Source organism: Nocardiopsis algeriensis (genome assembly GCF_014203695.1).
Taxonomy (GTDB): Bacteria; Actinomycetota; Actinomycetes; order Streptosporangiales; family Streptosporangiaceae; genus Nocardiopsis; species Nocardiopsis algeriensis.
On the sequence record NZ_JACHJO010000012.1, the window covers coordinates 17,813 to 33,771 of the forward strand.

Here is a 15,959-nt window from a genome sequence, read left to right on the forward strand (position 1 = left end):
TGGATTGCTGGAGATGGGGTGGTTGCAGACGGCTACTGTCGCTTTTTGCCGTGATACGCGCTACATTCAACGCCGTGGGTAGGCATAGGAATGATCCTCGTGGCGTCGGTCAGGTGATGGCCGTCGTCGGAGCCGTGGTGCTCCTGGTCACACTGGTGGCCCTCGGCGGGTACTTCTTGTACCAGGCCCTGCCCGGCAACTCCGGAACCGACGTGGGCGCGAACGCCTCCGGTGCCGCCGCGGAGGGGGAGGAGCCCGAGAACATGGGCGCCCTCTACATCCGTGTCATCGGGGAGTCCAGCAACGTCTTCGTCCGCGTTCCCGGTGGCGACGTGATGCACGACCAGGAGATCCGACAGGGCAGCTCCATCAGCTACGCCTCGGTCCCCGACGAAGGGCTGGAGGTCACCATCAGCGACCCGGCCGCCGTCGAGCTCTACATCCACGGCGAGGAGCGCGACATCTCCGACCGCGGGGCCGACTACAGCTTCACCATCGACGGCTGATTCGGGCAGCCCTGCCTCTTGGGGCCTCCGCTTCGCTTTGGCCCCGGTTCGGGCGCCTTTGGGGCGCGGTTCTTCGTCGCTGCGCTCACATCCTCGTTCCTCGGATGTTCGCTCCACTCCTGCAGAACCCCGCCGGCGCCCTCACGGCACACCCCCTGGGGTGCGGCTGTGCTTGCGGGGAACCGGCGCTTCGCCCCGCGCCCGTCGGTCTTTTCGGCCGTAGCTTCCTCAAGCGGGGCCTGAGGACGGGGCTCTTCGTCGCTGTGCTCCTGCGGAACCCCGCCGGCGCCCTCACGGCACACCCCCTGGGGCTCGGGTGTGCTTGCGGGGAACCGGTGCTTCGGCCCGCTCGTCGCCCGTCGGCGCCCTCACGGCACACCCCCTGGGGCGCGGGTGGGTTTGCGGGGAACCGGTGCTTCGCTTCGGCCCGCCCGACGTCCTCACAGGCAAGGGAGGGCGGGGCGGGTTTCCGCTGTTCCGCTCGGGGTCAGATGTCCAGGTCGGAGACCTGGTAGACGGCCCGGTACTCCAGGCCCTCCTGCTCCACACGCCCGCGCGCGCCCCGGTCCAGGATGAGCGCGACCGCGACGACCTCGGCACCGGCCTCGCGCAGCGCCTCCACCGCCGTCAGCACCGAACCGCCCGTCGTCGACGTGTCCTCCAGCGCCAGCACCCGGCGGCCGCGGACGTCGGGTCCCTCGATCCGCTTCTGGAGGCCGTGCGCCTTGCCCGCCTTGCGCACCACGAAGGCGTCCAGCCTGCGTCCGCGCGCGGCGGCCGCGTGCAGCATCGCGGTGGCGACCGGGTCCGCGCCCAGGGTCAGACCGCCGACCGCGTCGAACTCCAGGTCGGCGACGCTGTCCAGCATGACCGAACCGACCAGCGGCGCGGACTCCCCGTCCAGGGTGACCCGGCGCAGGTCGACGTAGTAGTCGGCCTCCTGCCCGGACGACAGCACGACCTTCCCGCGCACGACCGCCTTATCGTTGATGTGACGCAGGAGTTCATCACGTTCGCTCATGACGCATGAGCCTAGAGCACCGGGCGACGCGGCACGGCACCGGCGGTGCCCGGACGGAGGGACGACATGTCAGGCTCCCCGCAGGTCCTCAGGGTCGAGATCACCGTCGACAGCCGGGAGGGCGCCGACCGGCTCGCCGCCTCGATGGTCGAGCGGCGGCTCGCGGCCTGCGCCCAGGTGGGCGGGCCGATCACCAGCCACTACCGCTGGGAGGGCGAGAACCAGCGGGACGAGGAGTGGATGATCGTGGCCAAGACGGCGGCCGACCGGTTGGACGACCTCGTCGGACACGTCGTGGCCGAGCACCCCTACGACGTTCCCGAGGTGGTCGCCGTGCCCGTCGCCGGCGGCAACCCCGCGTACCTGGAGTGGGTGTGCGACGAGACGCGGCGGGACGTCGCCGAATGATCGCCGTCCTCCTCCCGCCGCCCCTGGGCCGCCCCTCGCGCCTGCCCGCCCTGGCCGACCGGCTCGACGCACACGGTGTCTCCGCGGTCCGCCCCCGGATCGAGGGCGACGAACTGCCGCCGCACGCGGCCCGCTACGTCGCCCGCGCCAGCCTGGAGATCTCCCGGCTGGCGGCCCCCGGCACCCCCGTCGCCCTCGTCGCGGAGGGGGACGCCGGACCGCTGGTGGGCGCCGTGGGCGCGGCGCAGCGGGCCGCACACCGGCCCGTGCTCGGCTACGTGCTGGTGGACGCGCTCCTCCCCCGACCCGGCGGCTCCACCCGCGCGGAGATCGCCGCCTCGCAGAGCGCCGAGGGCGCGCAGGCCTCGCCCGCCGAGCCGGGAGAACCGCCCGGCTACCGGACCGAGCACCTGCCCGCGGTCGCGGACTGGCCCGACGCGCCGTGCGGCTACCTGCTCACCGACCCCGCCTGTGCGCACCTCGCGCGTCTGGCCCGGATGCGCGGCTGGCCCGTGCGGCGAACGCGGCCGGAGGAGGCCCCCGAGGCCCTGGCCGGCCTCCTCCGCGAGCTGCGCGGCAGGGGCTGACGGAGGAAAAACCCGGTGACAGCCGGAGTGCCGTCGGTGATCATCGACGCATGATCACCGAGCACCTCCCGCTATACGGCCTGCGGCTGCGCACACCGCGCCTGGAGCTGCGCCTGCCCACCCTGGACGAACTGGGGCAGCTGGCCTCGGTGGCCTGCGCCGGCATCCACCCTCCCGAGGACCAGCCGTTCTCCGAGCCCTGGACCGACCAGCCGCCGGAGCGGCTCGGGCTGTCGGTGGTCCAGCACCACCTGCAGAAGGCGGCCGAGTGGACCCCGCAGTCGTGGAGCCTCAACCTCGCCGTCCTGTACGAGGGCGAGGCCGTCGGGATCCAGGACCTGGGCGCGCGGGACTTCGCGGTCGCCCGGCAGGTGCACACCGGATCCTGGCTCGGCCGCGCCCACCAGGGCAAGGGCATCGGCACCGAGATGCGTGCGGCGGTCCTGCACCTGGCCTTCGCGGAACTGGGGGCGGTGTCCGCCAAGACGGCGCTGATCGAGGGCAACGCCCGCTCGGAGGGGGTGTCGCGCCGCCTCGGATACCGGCACGACGGCGTCGAGGTGATCTCCAACCGCGGACGCCGCGCCCTGGAGCGCCGCATGCGACTGTCCCGGGAGGACTGGGAGGGACACAGGACCGTCGCGGTCGCCGTGGAGGGCCTGGAGGCCTGTCGGAGTTTCTTCGCCGCGGAGGACGCCGACACCCCGTGACGGATCGGACACGGAAGGGTATCGTTCATCGCCGACAGGGCTGCCGAGACCGCCCGATCCCGGGGCCGGCCGGAAGGAGCACAGGCGTTGTACGAGAACGAGCCCGCCGGTCGCCCGGCGGTACCGCTGCTGCCGCCGGGCCTCCAGTTCCCCTACGCGATCCACCGCCCGGCACCCCGTGAACCGACCGGGCCGGGGGCACCGCCGGCCCGGTCGGCACCGAGAGCGGTGTACCGGATCCCGCGCCGACCGCGCGTCCACGCGGCCGACGCGGTGGCCGCCGCCTTCCTGGCGGGTGAGCCGATGCCCCGGCCCCGCGCACGCTCCGGCACCTGGTTCTGACCACAGTTCGGGAAGGCTTCGGTGCACGGTCCTGACAACCGCTGTGCCTGCGGCTCTTCGCCGACTGGCGGTTGCACGGGACTCCTGCAATGCGCCGGGATGTCCACCGACATCGGGCATCGCCTTTCAGACGGGAAATTCGCCGACCCAGCCGCCGTCGAGAATGTACTTGGGCAGGTAGCCGGATTCGACCTCCAAAGTAAATTCGCGGTGGTGCTGGTGGTGGTCATGTGCCCAACAGGCCAGAGCGAGCAGGCCCAGGGGTACGACTCCGTCGATGTCCTCGGCCCGCTCGGGGGTCGCGGTGTGGTAAGAGCCGAACGCTGTGAGCCCTTCGGCAAGCGCCTCGTTGAACGCGGCGGAATCCCCGCCGGCGAAGTGCCGGAAGGCGTTCATCTGAGGGAAGACGAGCTTGTCCAAGATATCGCCGCCGAAAGCCCCGTTTCGGGGGTCGGAGAGCTCAATGGCCCTGGCCAGGTGCTCGGCCGTTCCAGGGCGGTTCAGAACGAACGCCTGGAGTGCGGACACCCAGTGGTAGGCGTACTCGTTGTAGGAGATCCCGCCCTTCCGGGCGGATTCACGCAGGACATCGACAGGAAATTCGCACAGCGCGCGCAGGCGCTTCTCGTCACGGCAGGTGAGGGCGAGGAAGAATGCGACCTCCCAGTTCCCGGCGTTGGTGAAGTGACGGGGTCCAGTGGCGGTGAGAGTATGCGTCCCGTGGTCGATCATGCATTTGACCTCGGTGCCCTCGGGTGCGCTACTCAGCTCGAAGAGGGCGTTGTAGACCTGCATCGCGGCTGTCCAGGCCTCCCAGGTCTCCAGTTCTCCGGCCTCGGGGTCCAGGGTGAGTGCGATCTGCGCGTACCGGTACACCGTTGAAGCGGTCATGGAGGCGGAGAGCGTGCTCTGGGAGAGGCTGTCGATCTTCTCGGCCCGCTTCTCCTGGAACTCCTTCTCCTTGAGCCTGTAGGCGGGTTCATCGATTCTGTGGCTCGGAACACGATATTTCAATGCTTCCCCTTCGACGAGGTCGGCATGATCCTGAGCAGGCCGGTCAGGGGATCTTGTCCGTGAGGTCCGGGGCCCGTCCGTCGACGATCTCGTAGGGGGCGGGTGCCTGGATCCCGTAGCCGTCCACCGCGCCGAAGTAGGTGGGTCCACCTGGTTCGGTCTCGGCCCGCAGAGTGGTTTCGAGTTCCTTCAGGGCGGCGGCCAGGCGAGGGGCGTTGGCGAAGTGAACCTCGGGATGGGGCTCGCCGGAGAAGGCGTGATGGGCCCAGACGTCGTGGTGTACGGCTATCTCCACGGAGACGTCGTCGAACAGCGGCATGGCTTCCAGAACGACGAGATCGGGCTCTGAACGGGTGTTCCCCGAGGCGTCGACCCATTTGCCGCTGCCGTGTACCCGCAGCAGCTTCATGCGGGCATCGGAAGCGTCTTGGGGGCAGGTGTTCAGGAGGAGGCGGGTGTGCTCGGGGCTGTCGAGGGGGCCCGTGGCCTCGACGGTTCGGAAGGTGTCGGGTCTGTTGTCACTCCGGGGGTGCTCCCAGCAGATCTCGACGATTTCGGCCATGAGTAGCCTGTGGCGTTCCAGGACCTCGGCAGCGGTGTCCAGGGCGGCGAGGCAGTCGGAGGTCTCTGCTCTCCCACCTGCGTTGACGAACCATGTCCATGACCCGACTGCTTCGGGAGCCCTCGGGAGGGTGCTCATCATGGTCCTTTCTTGCCACGGCCGGGCATGACGTAGGGAAAGGTGCGTTCCTGTCCGGAATGACACCTGGGCCACCACATGGTGGACCCGTTACCGGAACCGCAGCTACGAGAATGGGCCGACAGGCTGCCCCTACGAATCCTCACCCGAGCGCCGGGCCTCGTCCAGGTGTTCCTGAAGCCAGTCGGGGATGTGCTCGTCGTTGCGGGGAAAGAACTCCAGGTCTGCGGCGAAAGCCGAGGCCTCGGGGTAGAAGGTGAAACCGGGGCGGCTGTCGTAGTCGTAGTCGGCCTTGAAACTCCCCGGACGGCTGATGGTGTACGTGAGGGAGTACCAGGTTCCCCTTCCCTCGCGGTACATGCCTGCACGCAGTTCCTTGACCAGGTCGATCACCCCGAGCGGGGCGTGCTTGCGTGAGGTCGTGCCGTCCTGCCGAACTTCCTCCAACCGCTCGGACAACTGCCCGATGAGGGCACACAAGGTGTAGGTGACCGTCTCCCAGTCGTCACTGGCGGCTGGGAGCAGCTCCATGCCGAGCTTCGTGAGAAGTTCCTGCTGCTCTCGGGGGGCCAAATGGCCTCGGTTCATCAGCCGTCTCCTGTCCGGTGGAAGCGTCGCGAGGACAGACATACGGATCGGGGGTCTTGCCGGTCCGGAAGCCGGCGGCTGTGAACACCGCAGGCAGAGGGAGGCCGCCTTCTGCCTCCGTGCTCCCATGACCGGTTTCCGACGCGGTACCTCGTGTGGCGCAAGGCGCCCGCGCAGACCGGTCAGAGTTCGATTTCACCGTACCGGGGCCGTTCGAGGATGTACTCGGGCAGGTATCTGCTCTCCAGGTCGGAGTTGAAGCCGGGGACGACCTGGGCCAGGTCGTAGGTCATGCACGCCACCCCCAGGAGGCGGAGGGGAACGGCGTCGGCGGTGTCCTTGGAACGCTCCTCGTTGGCGGTGTAGTAGGTACGGAAGAGGCGAATGCCCTGTTCCATGGCCTCGTCGAACTTCTCGGTGTTCTGCTCGGCGAGCCGGTAGAAGCAGTCGATGGCCGGGAAGACCAGGTGGTCGAGGTTCTCCGGGCTGCTGACGGAGGAGTTCTCGGGGCGGGACAGATCCATGGTGCGGAGGAGGTTGCCGCCCAGTGTGGGTTGATTGAGGACGAAGTGCTGGAGGGCCGCGATGAAGGGGTAGACGTACTCGTCGTAGGCTCCGCCGCGCTTCTCTCTCGCTTCTTTGCGGAAGGCGGGCGTGATCCGGCACAGGGACGTGACTCGGTTCTCGTCACGGCAGGAGACGGCCAGGAAGAACGCGGTCAGCCAGGTGCCCGCATCGCACTCGGGGTCCGGGGGCAGGTGGTGCAGTGTGCGGCGCTTCTGGTTGATGGCGTGCTCGACGGTCTCACCCGTTTGCGCTCCCCGCGGGAATGGAAGGGTCCTCGGTCTTCGAATAGCGGTTTTTCCGGGTCCAAGGTATGGATAATTCTCAGATCGTGTCTCGTTCTTCGATGTATCCCAGGCCGAATGGCTTGCCGATTTTCCGGTGTCGGTCTTTCCGTGTTCGGTCATGTTGTCGAAGTCGCACGGAAGTGGTCTCTCCTTCCCTCGGTCTTCTTTGCCTCCACGGCGATGATCTGCCTCCATAAATCAGGCGGGTCGGGTCCAGCTGATGGTCTCCGCTCGCGGGTGCGTTCCTCTGTTCAGCAGGTCGGTGGCCTTCGGAAGATCGATTGCCTCGGTGGTGAGGTTTCCGTCTGAGCCGACTTCCGAGGCGTCTCACCTGTTTTCTGTCGAATACTTCCGAAAGTTGTACTCTCTTTGCCTCCTCGTCGCGAATTCACCGGGGCGTGTCTTCCGGCATGGTTCTTCGGGCTCTCCCGGTCGAGTCCGCGAACTCAGTCCTTCCCCCTGTCCGTGCAGGGACCGGAGAGCGGGCGAGCCGACGTCGGTACTCCGGTCGGTCACCTGGATTCTCGCGGCGAGGCTGCTGACTTCGGTGCTCGTGTGGGTCCTTTTTCTCGAGGACGCCGGTCCGCCTTCGGTGAAGACCGCTGGGGGAAGGTGTCCCCGAATCCTCGGCGCGGGAGCGGTGGACCGTGCCCGCAGGAGTCTCCCGCGCCGGCGGCTCAGGTCCGGTCGGAGCGGGCGGAAGGTTGTGGAGCACTGTCGACGACGGGGCCGGAGAAGGCGGGATTCCGGGATTCGGCGTCCTGCCCGGACGGAAAACGGCTAACCGAATCCCGCTCGCACAGGACGCTGCACGGGCCGGTACCGTCGCGTTGACGGCCTCGGTACGGTCCCGGCCCCCGGTTTCGGGCGGAAGGCCTCTTGCGGACCGCCGCCAGGGGGCTTCTCATTGCTCCCGGGGAACACGTCGGCGTACAAGAACCGTAACCGTCCGCATTCAGGAGCGGACACGCAAAACCAGACAGACTTGGTTAGGCTGTGCCCCGGTCGTGGACACGGCCCAGAACAAAGGGAAGGGGGCGGTGGCACGTGGACCGCTGCGCGTTGTTCGTCGACGCGGGCTACCTTCTCGCAGACGGTGCGATGGCCGTGCACGGAACCCGGAACCGGGATTCCGTCTCCTGGGACTACTCCGGTCTCGTCCAGTTCCTCAACGAGGTGGCGCGGGACCGCACAGGCCTGCCGCTGCTGCGCTGCTACTGGTACGAGGCCGTGGCCGACGACAGGCGGACCCAGGAGCAGGACGGGATCGCGGACATCCCCGGGGTGAAGTTCCGGGCGGCCCGGATCCGGCCCGGCCGCCGCGAGGGCGTGGAGAGCTACGTCCAGCGCGACCTCACCACCCTCGCCCGGACCGGAGCGGTGTGCGATGCCGTGCTGGTCAGCGGGGACGAGGACATGGCACCGGTCGTCGCCGACGTCCAGGAACTGGGCCTGCGCGTCACCGTCGTGCACATCTCGGTCGAGGGCAACTGGACCATCTCCCGCGCCCTGCGCCGGGAGTGCGACGACCTCATCGAGATCGGTGCCGGGCACCTGCGTCCGCACGTCAGCCTGCTCTCCGGCAGCGGCGCCCCCCAGGAGAACGCCGCGAAGAGCACCACGCCGTTCACCAACGGCCGCGCCCAGTCGGCGCCCGACACCCCCCGCCGCCCCGTCGCCACGCCGCAGGCCGGCAGCGGCCGGGTCGAGCCCGTCTCCACCGACGGCCTGGAGGCGATGTTCGCGGGGACGGGGCCCCAGCCCGCTCCTCAGGGCAGCGCGATGGACCAGCTGCGCGCCATGCGCCGCTCCCTGGCCCAGCAGCGCGGCGACCACCTCGCGGGCAACGACGACCAGCCCTCCGGCGGCATCGACTCCAACGGGTTCCCCTCCGGTGGGCAGTCCCGGCACGGAGGCGGCGGTTACCCGCCGCAGAACGGGCAGCCCGCCTATCCACCGACCGGGAGTCACGCGTCGATGCGTGACCAGGGCGGTTACGGATTTTCGGACCGGCAGGAACCCGGTCAGGCGATGACCGGACCGCAGCAGTCCTTCGCGATGGGGACGGGCCCGCAGCAGTCCTTCGCCGACGGACAGCCGGGCCACGCGCCACCACGAGGCGGACAGGCCCCCGATCCACGGTTCAGGACCGGTGAAAATTCCGGTTATGGGGGTGCGAACGACGCAAACCCTACCTATGGGACCAGTACGGCAACTGACACCGCACACAGCGGTGGGGCGGGCCCCGCACACAGGGGAGCGCCACCTACTGGTCCCGAACACGACAACCGGTTCGGCCCGGCCGGCCACGAGGAAACCCGGCCCGGTCCGGGATATCCCCAACGGACGGGCGCCGTCCCGAATACCGTTGACGAAGCAGTGCGTGTCGCCCACCGCGAGGGGGGCGATTTCGCTGAGTCGATCGCACGCGAGGCACCCGCCCTCTGGGTGGAGGCCGTGCTCGCCCGCCGTCCGAGGATGCCCTCGGACCTGGAGGCGCGCCTGCTCCAGGGGTCCTCGCTGCCGATCGACCATCTGCTGCGCGACGAGGTCCGGGACGGGCTCCGCCAGGGCTTCTGGCAGTCACTGGAGCGTGCCCGGCGCTAGAACCGCGCCCGAGCGCGGAAGGTAGGGATGGGGCGATGCGGTTGACCCGGGTCACGACGGCGGAACTGGACCGGCTGGAATTCCACGCGGTCCGGTCCGGCGAGCACGCGAAGGTCGCCGCCCAGCTCCTGGAGCTGGCCAACCAGGTCGACGCCGGGAGCGAGATCAGCCGCGCCGAGCTGTTCGTGCGCGCGGGTGAGCAGTGGGAGTTCACCCAGGAGTACGAGCGGGCCTGTGCCGCGTACCAGCGCGCGATCGACGACGGCGCGGCCACCGTGGTCGACGCCCGTGCCCTGCGGGCCGGCGCGCTGCTCCACCTGGACGAGATCGGCCAGGCCTACGCCGAGTTCGAGCGCCTGGAGGCGGACGAGCCGAGCAGCCTGCAGACCTACCTGCACGTGGCCGAGTCGCTGTACGCCCACGACGACCTCGCCGGGGCGGAGCGCTGGGCGACGGAGGGGGCGCGGCTCTTCCTCGACCAGGTCGGCGACCCCTACGTCGACGACCTGCTCCAGGAGCTGCTGCGCATCCGCTTCCGCATCCGGGCGGACCTCGGCCTGGCGGAGGACGCGCTGGACCGCTGCACCGACACGGACTGACCGGCTCCGGCCCGGTTCCCGAGGCCTTTCGGCATGCCTGAAAACAGGGCAACAGGCCGCGGCGCGCCCTCATCTTGTGGCGGTGCCGTTCTCCTCCCACAAGATGTAGGATCGCTCCCGCTGGTGGTTCACCCCATTTCCGGGGTGAGGCAAGAGGGAACCCGGTGCGAATCCGGGACTGGCCCGCAGCGGTGAGTGGGAGCGAAGCCGTCACAGGCACTGGGACCTCCGAGGTCCTGGGAAGCGACGGACGTAGGTGGCCCACGAGTCCGAAGACCTGCCATCAGCGCGCACCCAGAGTGCGCGTCGACGGGGCTTCGAGAGCGAGCCGCCGCGATCCGTTCCGGACGGCCGGGTACCCGGTACCGCGGTCCTCCGGTGTGTCTCGCGCCTGCCCGGCTTCTCGTCTCCCCGTCCCCCCGGGATCTCTTCCGACGAAGCTGGAGCCGCTGTATGACCCTTGACGCCGAGGCCCTGCCCGCCTTCGCCCGCCCCACGGCCGAAGCGGGGCCCCCGTCCGCGCTCGACCGCATGGAGCGTGTCGTGGCGGAGGCCTGTGACGGGCTCCCCGGTACCTCGGCGGACAGGATCCTGGCCGAGGCCCGCCGCGGCCTCTACCCGGGCATTCCCGACGCCGAGGTGGAACTCGCCCTCGTCATGGCCGCCCGCAGTTACGTGGAGGCCGATCCGGACTACTCCCACGCCGCGGCCCGCCTGCTCCTGGACAAGCTGCGCCGCGAGGCCCTGACCTTCCTCGCCGGGGCCCCGGACACCGCCGGGCAGGCGGAGATGGCCGACCGCTACGCCTCCTACCTGGCCGCCTACGTCGAACGCGGTATCGCGCTGGGCCGGCTCGACCCCGCCCTGGCCGGGTTCGACCTGGACCGGCTCGGCCGCGCGCTGCGCCCCGAGCGCGACGGGCAGTTCACCTTTCTCGGTCTGCAGACCCTCTACGACCGCTACTTCCTCCACGACGACGGGGTGCGCTACGAGCTGCCGCAGGCGTTCTTCATGCGGATCGCCATGGGGCTGGCCCTGCGCGAGGACGACCGCGAGGCCCGCGCGATCGAGTTCTACGAACTGCTGTCCTCGTTCGACTTCATGGCCTCCACCCCCACCCTGTTCAACGCCGGCACCACACGTCCGCAGCTGTCGTCGTGCTTCCTCACCACCGTCGGCGACGACCTCGAGTCCATCTTCCACAGCATCGGCAACAACGCGATGCTGTCCAAGTACTCGGGCGGCCTCGGCAACGACTGGACCCCCGTCCGGGGCCTGGGGGCCCACATCCGCGGCACCAACGGCCGGAGCCAGGGTGTCGTGCCCTTCCTGAAGATCGCCAACGACACCGCCGTCGCGGTCAACCAGGGAGGAAAGCGGAAGGGGGCGGTGTGCGCGTATCTGGAGACGTGGCACGTCGACATCGAGGAGTTCCTCGACCTGCGCAAGAACACCGGTGACGACCGACGCCGGACCCACGACATGAACACCGCCAACTGGGTGCCGGACCTGTTCATGCAGCGCGTGGAGCAGGACGGGCAGTGGACGCTGTTCTCGCCCGACGAGGTCCCCGACCTGCACGACACGTACGGCACCGCGTTCGCCAAGGCCTACACCGCCTACGAGGCGGCCGCCGACGAGGGGCGGATCAAGGTGTTCAAGCGGGTCCGGGCCGTGGACCTGTGGCGGCGCATGCTGACGATGCTGTTCGAGACCGGGCATCCGTGGATCACGTTCAAGGACCCGTGCAACCTGCGCTCCCCCCAGCAGCACGTCGGTGTGGTCCACTCGTCCAACCTGTGCACCGAGATCACGCTCAACACCGACGCCGACGAGGTCGCCGTCTGCAACCTGGGCTCGGTCAACCTCGCGCGCCACGTCGGTCCCGAGGGCCTGGACGCCGAGCGGCTGCGCAGGACCGTCAGGACCGCCGTGCGCATGCTCGACAACGTCATCGACGTGAACTTCTACACGATTCCGGAGGCGCGCCGCGCCAACATGCGCCACCGCCCCGTGGGCCTGGGGCTCATGGGCTTCCAGGACGCGCTGTTCACGCTGCGCCTGCCCTACGCCTCCCGGGACGCGGTGGACTTCGCCGACGAGAGCATGGAGCTGATCAGCTACCACGCCATCGAGGCGTCCGTGGACCTGGCCGCCGAGCGCGGCGCCTACGCGACCTTCGAAGGCTCGCTGTGGAGCCGGGGCGTCCTGCCGATCGACTCCGTGCAGCTGCTGGCCGAGGCGCGCGGCGGTGAGCCGGACATCGACCTCGGCCAGTCCCTGGACTGGGACTCCCTGCGCGAGCGCGTCAGGGCCACGGGGATGCGCAACTCCAACGTGATGGCCATCGCACCGACCGCCACCATCGCCAACATCACCGGTGTCGGCCAGTCGATCGAGCCGGTCTACCGCAACCTGTACGTGAAGTCGAACATGTCCGGCGACTTCACCGTGGTCAACCCGCACCTGGTCCGAGACCTGCGCGAACGCGGTCTGTGGGACGAGGAGATGGTCTCCGACCTGAAGCTGCACGACGGCAGCCTCGGGGAGATCGCGAGGGTGCCCGACGACCTCAAGGCGCTCTACGCCACCGCGTTCGAGATCGACCCCGAGTGGCTGGTGGACGCCGCGGCCCGCCGCCAGAAGTGGATCGACCAGGCCCAGTCGCTGAACCTGTACATGGCCGAGCCGAGCGGACGCAAGCTCGACGCCCTCTACCGCCGGGCGTGGCGCTCCGGTCTCAAGACCACCTACTACCTGCGCTCGCAGAGTGCCACGCACGTGGAGAAGAGCACGCTCAAGGGCACCGACGGCCGCCTGAACGCGGTGTCGGCCGCCCCCGCGCCGGTCCCCGCGGACCCGGCCCCGGGCGCGGCCTGCTCGATCGACGACCCCGAGTGCGAAGCCTGCCAGTGACCCTCCGGCCGTGCGGGCCGTCCGCCCCTCCGCGGACGGCCCCGGCCGCTCGACCCCGGCCCCGGCCGGGAAAGGAAGGACACCATGACCGCGACCACCGAGAACCCCGCGGGTACGGGCAGCGGCCTGGGCGAGATCGACCGCGACGCGGCGCGCATCGGCGTCGACGACAAGGCGATGATCAACGCCCGGGCCGACGTCAACCAGCTCCTCCCGCTCAAGTACACCTGGGCGTGGGACAAGTACCTCGCCGGCTGCAACAACCACTGGATGCCGACCGAGGTCGCCATGCAGGCCGACATCGCGCTCTGGAAGTCGCGCGACGGCCTCACCGAGGACGAGCGGCTCATGCTCAAGCGCAACCTGGGCTTCTTCGCCACCGCGGAGTCGCTGGTGGCCAACAACATCGTCCTGGCGGTGTACCGGCAGCTCACCAACCCCGAGTGCCGCCAGTACCTGCTGCGCCAGGCGTTCGAGGAGGCCGTGCACACGCACACCTTCCAGTACATCTGCGAGAGCCTCGGCCTGGACGAGGGCGAGCTTTTCAACATGTACCGCGAGGTGCCGTCCATCACCGCCAAGGACGCCTGGGCGCTCGAGTACACGCGGAACCTGGAGGACCCCGGGTTCCGCACGGGCACACCGGAGGCCGACCAGGCGTTCCTGCGCGACCTGGTGGCGTTCTACGTGGTGTTCGAGGGGATGTGGTTCTACACGGGGTTCGCGCAGATCCTGTCGCTGGGCCGGCGCAACAAGATGGTGGGTATCGCCGAGCAGTACCAGTACATCCTGCGCGACGAGTCGATCCACCTGAACTTCGGCATCGACGTGATCAACCAGATCAAGATCGAGAATCCGCACCTGTGGACGCCGGAGTTCCGGGCGGAGGTGCGGCAGATGCTCGTGGAGGCGTGCGAGCTGGAGGTCGCCTACGGCCGCGAGACGATGCCGCGGGGCGTGCTGGGGCTCAACGCGCAGCTGTGCGAGCAGTACATGCGCTTCATCACCGACCGCCGTGCCGAGCAGATCGGCCTGGAGCCCGTCTTCGGGGAGACGGAGAACCCGTTCCCGTGGATGAGTGAGGTGATGGACCTGCAGAAGGAGAAGAACTTCTTCGAGACCCGCGTGATCGAGTACCAGAGCGGCGGCGGCCTCGACTGGGACTGAGCGGGGCCGAGGGGCGGTCCGGACCGGTGGTCCGGGCCGCCCCCGCGTTGCGGCGGAACAGGAGGGACGGATACCGGGAACGGCAAAAAGATTCGATCATCGGATACATCCCTTGTCCGGAAGGACATATGTCACGCTCCGGATCTGGCCGGGGGGACAACCGGTGCCGACCAAGGACTCGATGCGGTCTCGAACATGCGCTTTTCCCCATAAGAGCCTCGCCAGTGGACAAATAAGGCTCGCGGGCCGGGCTGGATCCGCAAGGAACATGTGCGCGTCGGCGCACACGGCAACGGAGAGGGGAAATGCCCGTGAACGAGTCCATGCTCTGGTCGGTCGCCACCTTCGGCGTCTATCTCGCCGCGATGGTGGCCATCGGCCTGTGGGCCTACAGACGCACGGTCTCCCAGTCGGACTTCGTTCTCGGAGGACGGCAGCTCAACAGCTGGGTGGCGGGACTGAGCGCCAACGCCAGCGACTTCAGCGGATGGCTCCTGCTCGGCCTGCCCGGTGCCGTCTACGTCTCCGGCCTCGGCGAGGCCTGGATCGCCGTCGGCCTGGCCTGCGGATTCGCGGGCAGCTGGATCCTGCTGGCCCCGCGCCTGCGCGTGTACACCCAGAGGGTCACCGACGCGCGGACGGGCGGCGACTCCGACTCGCTGACTCTCTCCTCGTTCCTGGAGAACCGTTTCGACGACCCCACCCGCCTGCTGCGCGGCGTCTCGGCGGTCCTCATCATCGTCTTCTACTTCTTCTACGTCGCCTCCGGCCTGGTCGCCATGGCCGCCCTGTTCGACCAGGTCTTCGGGCTCGACCCGGCCCCCGCCATCGGCATCGGCGTCGGCATCGTCGTGCTCTACACCGTGCTCGGCGGCTTCCTCGCCGTGTCCTTCACCGACGTGGTGCAGGCAGCCATGATGTGGCTGGCCCTGCTGATCGTGCCCGTCCTGGCCATCACCGCCCTGGGCGGATTCGGCGGTCTCACCGACGGCGTCGCCGCCAAGAGCGACGGCCTGCTCTCGGCGGTCGGCGGCACCTCCCTCGACGCCGATCTCGGACAGTGGGTCTCCACCGACACCCTCGGCTGGGTCGTCATCGTCTCGGGCCTGGCCTGGGGCCTGGGCTACTTCGGCCAGCCGCACATCCTCGCGCGCTACATGGGCATCCGCTCCGCCAAGGACATCCCCAAGGCCGCCGCGATCAGTGTGACCTGGGCGGTCACCGCCATGGCACTGGCCGTCGCGGTCGGCTTCATCGGCATCGCCTACTTCGACACCCCGCTCGGCAACCCCGAGCAGGTCTTCCCGCAGCTCATCGAGGCGCTCTCGCACCCGCTGGTGGCCGGGGTGCTGCTCGCCGCCATCCTCGCCGCCGTCATGAGCACCGCCGACTCCCAGCTCCTGGTGGCCGCCTCCGCCCTCACCGAGGACGGCTACCGGGCCTTCGTGAACCGGGACGCCGACCCGAAGGTCCTGCTGTGGGTCAGCCGGGTCACGGTGGTCGCCGTCGCCCTGGCCGCCGCGGCCATCGCCCTGTGGGGCGACGCGTCCGTCATGGACCTCGTCGGCTACGCCTGGGCGGGCTTCGGCGCCGGCTTCGGCCCGGTGCTGCTGCTCGCGGTGTTCTGGAAGCGCATGACCTGGGCGGGTGCCCTCGCCGGGATGATCGCGGGCGGGGCGACCGCCATCGCGTGGGACGTCCTCGACGAGCGGGTCCTGGGCACAGGCCTGTACGCCATGGTCCCGGCCGTCGCGCTGAGCCTTGTCGCGATCGTCGTCTTCAACGGCCTGGCCAGGCCCTCCAGGCAGATGGTGGAGGACTTCGACCGCGTCGAGGCGGAGGTCAAGGGCGCCGAGGTCTGATCCCCCTGTGCTGCCCGGGGCCCGCATCGCACGGGCCCCGGGCACACCTTTTTGTCTTCTGGTGTGACGTGGGGATACTCC

15 protein-coding genes and 1 riboswitch are annotated in these 15,959 nt (G+C 69.3%); of the genes, 10 read left to right on the plus strand and 5 right to left on the minus strand.

What is annotated here, in order from left to right:
• Positions 1–116: 116 nt before the first annotated feature.
• Positions 117–506 carry a DUF4115 domain-containing protein gene (locus tag FHS13_RS18565; RefSeq protein WP_184293226.1) on the plus strand — a complete coding sequence of 130 codons (390 nt, stop codon included), beginning with the start codon at positions 117–119 and terminating at the stop codon, positions 504–506.
• 487 nt (positions 507–993) lie between these two features.
• Here the strand turns inward: FHS13_RS18565 and pyrE are convergent, their stop codons facing one another.
• On the minus strand, positions 994–1,527 hold the full coding sequence (gene pyrE / locus FHS13_RS18570) for an orotate phosphoribosyltransferase (protein WP_184293227.1): 534 nt from the start codon (positions 1,525–1,527) through the stop codon (positions 994–996).
• 66 nt (positions 1,528–1,593) lie between these two features.
• Here pyrE and cutA point away from each other — a divergent pair, with 66 nt between their 5' ends.
• The 4 genes from cutA to FHS13_RS18590 all read left to right on the plus strand — a co-directional run bounded on the left by cutA (position 1,594) and on the right by FHS13_RS18590 (position 3,574).
• A complete protein-coding gene (gene cutA, locus FHS13_RS18575) occupies positions 1,594–1,935 on the plus strand; it encodes a divalent-cation tolerance protein CutA (RefSeq protein WP_184293228.1) in 342 nt (113 codons plus the stop codon).
• Complete coding sequence (locus FHS13_RS18580) at positions 1,932–2,522, plus strand: hypothetical protein (protein WP_184293229.1); 591 nt, start codon at positions 1,932–1,934, stop codon at positions 2,520–2,522. The genes cutA and FHS13_RS18580 overlap by 4 nt, the downstream gene beginning before the upstream one ends.
• A gap of 50 nt (positions 2,523–2,572) precedes the next feature.
• Positions 2,573–3,232: a GNAT family N-acetyltransferase gene (locus tag FHS13_RS18585; protein ID WP_184293230.1), complete on the plus strand. Its 660-nt coding sequence runs from the start codon at positions 2,573–2,575 to the stop codon at positions 3,230–3,232.
• An 87-nt stretch (positions 3,233–3,319) separates the two neighbouring features.
• The gene (locus FHS13_RS18590) at positions 3,320–3,574 is read left to right on the plus strand and encodes a hypothetical protein (protein WP_184293231.1); all 255 of its coding nucleotides are present in this window, start codon (positions 3,320–3,322) and stop codon (positions 3,572–3,574) included.
• 126 nt (positions 3,575–3,700) lie between these two features.
• Here FHS13_RS18590 and FHS13_RS18595 read toward each other — a convergent pair whose 3' ends face one another.
• The 4 genes from FHS13_RS18595 to FHS13_RS18610 all read right to left on the minus strand — a co-directional run bounded on the left by FHS13_RS18595 (position 3,701) and on the right by FHS13_RS18610 (position 6,847).
• Complete coding sequence (locus FHS13_RS18595) at positions 3,701–4,588, minus strand: immunity 49 family protein (RefSeq protein ID WP_184293232.1); 888 nt, start codon at positions 4,586–4,588, stop codon at positions 3,701–3,703.
• Between the two features lie 43 nt (positions 4,589–4,631).
• Positions 4,632–5,288, minus strand: coding sequence for a hypothetical protein (locus FHS13_RS18600; protein WP_184293233.1), 657 nt, complete (start codon positions 5,286–5,288; stop codon positions 4,632–4,634).
• Positions 5,289–5,420: 132 nt separating this feature from the next.
• Positions 5,421–5,876, minus strand: coding sequence for an immunity protein YezG family protein (locus FHS13_RS21570; protein WP_184293234.1), 456 nt, complete (start codon positions 5,874–5,876; stop codon positions 5,421–5,423).
• A 182-nt stretch (positions 5,877–6,058) separates the two neighbouring features.
• Complete coding sequence (locus FHS13_RS18610; protein ID WP_184293235.1) at positions 6,059–6,847, minus strand: immunity 49 family protein; 789 nt, start codon at positions 6,845–6,847, stop codon at positions 6,059–6,061.
• Between the two features lie 927 nt (positions 6,848–7,774).
• Between FHS13_RS18610 and FHS13_RS18615 the strand changes: the two genes are divergently transcribed.
• The 5 genes from FHS13_RS18615 (at position 7,775) to putP (ending at position 15,878) form a co-directional block, all read left to right on the plus strand.
• Positions 7,775–9,334, plus strand: coding sequence for an NYN domain-containing protein (locus FHS13_RS18615; RefSeq protein ID WP_184293236.1), 1,560 nt, complete (start codon positions 7,775–7,777; stop codon positions 9,332–9,334).
• 35 nt (positions 9,335–9,369) lie between these two features.
• Entirely contained in the window at positions 9,370–9,933 is a 564-nt protein-coding gene (locus tag FHS13_RS18620; RefSeq protein WP_184293237.1) for a hypothetical protein, read from the plus strand.
• A 107-nt stretch (positions 9,934–10,040) separates the two neighbouring features.
• Positions 10,041–10,232, plus strand: a riboswitch (cobalamin riboswitch).
• Positions 10,233–10,386: 154 nt separating this feature from the next.
• On the plus strand, positions 10,387–12,849 hold the full coding sequence (locus FHS13_RS18625; RefSeq protein WP_184293238.1) for a ribonucleoside-diphosphate reductase subunit alpha: 2,463 nt from the start codon (positions 10,387–10,389) through the stop codon (positions 12,847–12,849).
• Between the two features lie 84 nt (positions 12,850–12,933).
• Positions 12,934–14,016, plus strand: a complete 1,083-nt coding sequence (locus FHS13_RS18630) for a ribonucleotide-diphosphate reductase subunit beta (RefSeq protein WP_184293239.1) — start codon at positions 12,934–12,936, stop codon at positions 14,014–14,016.
• 323 nt (positions 14,017–14,339) lie between these two features.
• On the plus strand, positions 14,340–15,878 hold the full coding sequence (gene putP, locus FHS13_RS18635; RefSeq protein ID WP_184293359.1) for a sodium/proline symporter PutP: 1,539 nt from the start codon (positions 14,340–14,342) through the stop codon (positions 15,876–15,878).
• Positions 15,879–15,959 lie beyond the last annotated feature (81 nt).

Coding starts and splice junctions, on each gene's coding strand:
- FHS13_RS18565 (WP_184293226.1), top strand. CDS start 117: ATGGCCGTCGTCGGAGCCGTGGTGCTCCTGGTCACACTGGTGGCCCTC.
- FHS13_RS18620 (WP_184293237.1), top strand. CDS start 9,370: ATGCGGTTGACCCGGGTCACGACGGCGGAACTGGACCGGCTGGAATTC.
- putP (WP_184293359.1), top strand. CDS start 14,340: ATGCTCTGGTCGGTCGCCACCTTCGGCGTCTATCTCGCCGCGATGGTG.
- FHS13_RS18610 (WP_184293235.1), bottom strand. CDS start 6,847: ATGACCGAACACGGAAAGACCGACACCGGAAAATCGGCAAGCCATTCG.
- cutA (WP_184293228.1), top strand. CDS start 1,594: ATGTCAGGCTCCCCGCAGGTCCTCAGGGTCGAGATCACCGTCGACAGC.
- FHS13_RS21570 (WP_184293234.1), bottom strand. CDS start 5,876: ATGAACCGAGGCCATTTGGCCCCCCGAGAGCAGCAGGAACTTCTCACG.
- FHS13_RS18625 (WP_184293238.1), top strand. CDS start 10,387: ATGACCCTTGACGCCGAGGCCCTGCCCGCCTTCGCCCGCCCCACGGCC.
- pyrE (WP_184293227.1), bottom strand. CDS start 1,527: ATGAGCGAACGTGATGAACTCCTGCGTCACATCAACGATAAGGCGGTC.
- FHS13_RS18585 (WP_184293230.1), top strand. CDS start 2,573: ATGATCACCGAGCACCTCCCGCTATACGGCCTGCGGCTGCGCACACCG.
- FHS13_RS18630 (WP_184293239.1), top strand. CDS start 12,934: ATGACCGCGACCACCGAGAACCCCGCGGGTACGGGCAGCGGCCTGGGC.
- FHS13_RS18600 (WP_184293233.1), bottom strand. CDS start 5,288: ATGAGCACCCTCCCGAGGGCTCCCGAAGCAGTCGGGTCATGGACATGG.
- FHS13_RS18580 (WP_184293229.1), top strand. CDS start 1,932: ATGATCGCCGTCCTCCTCCCGCCGCCCCTGGGCCGCCCCTCGCGCCTG.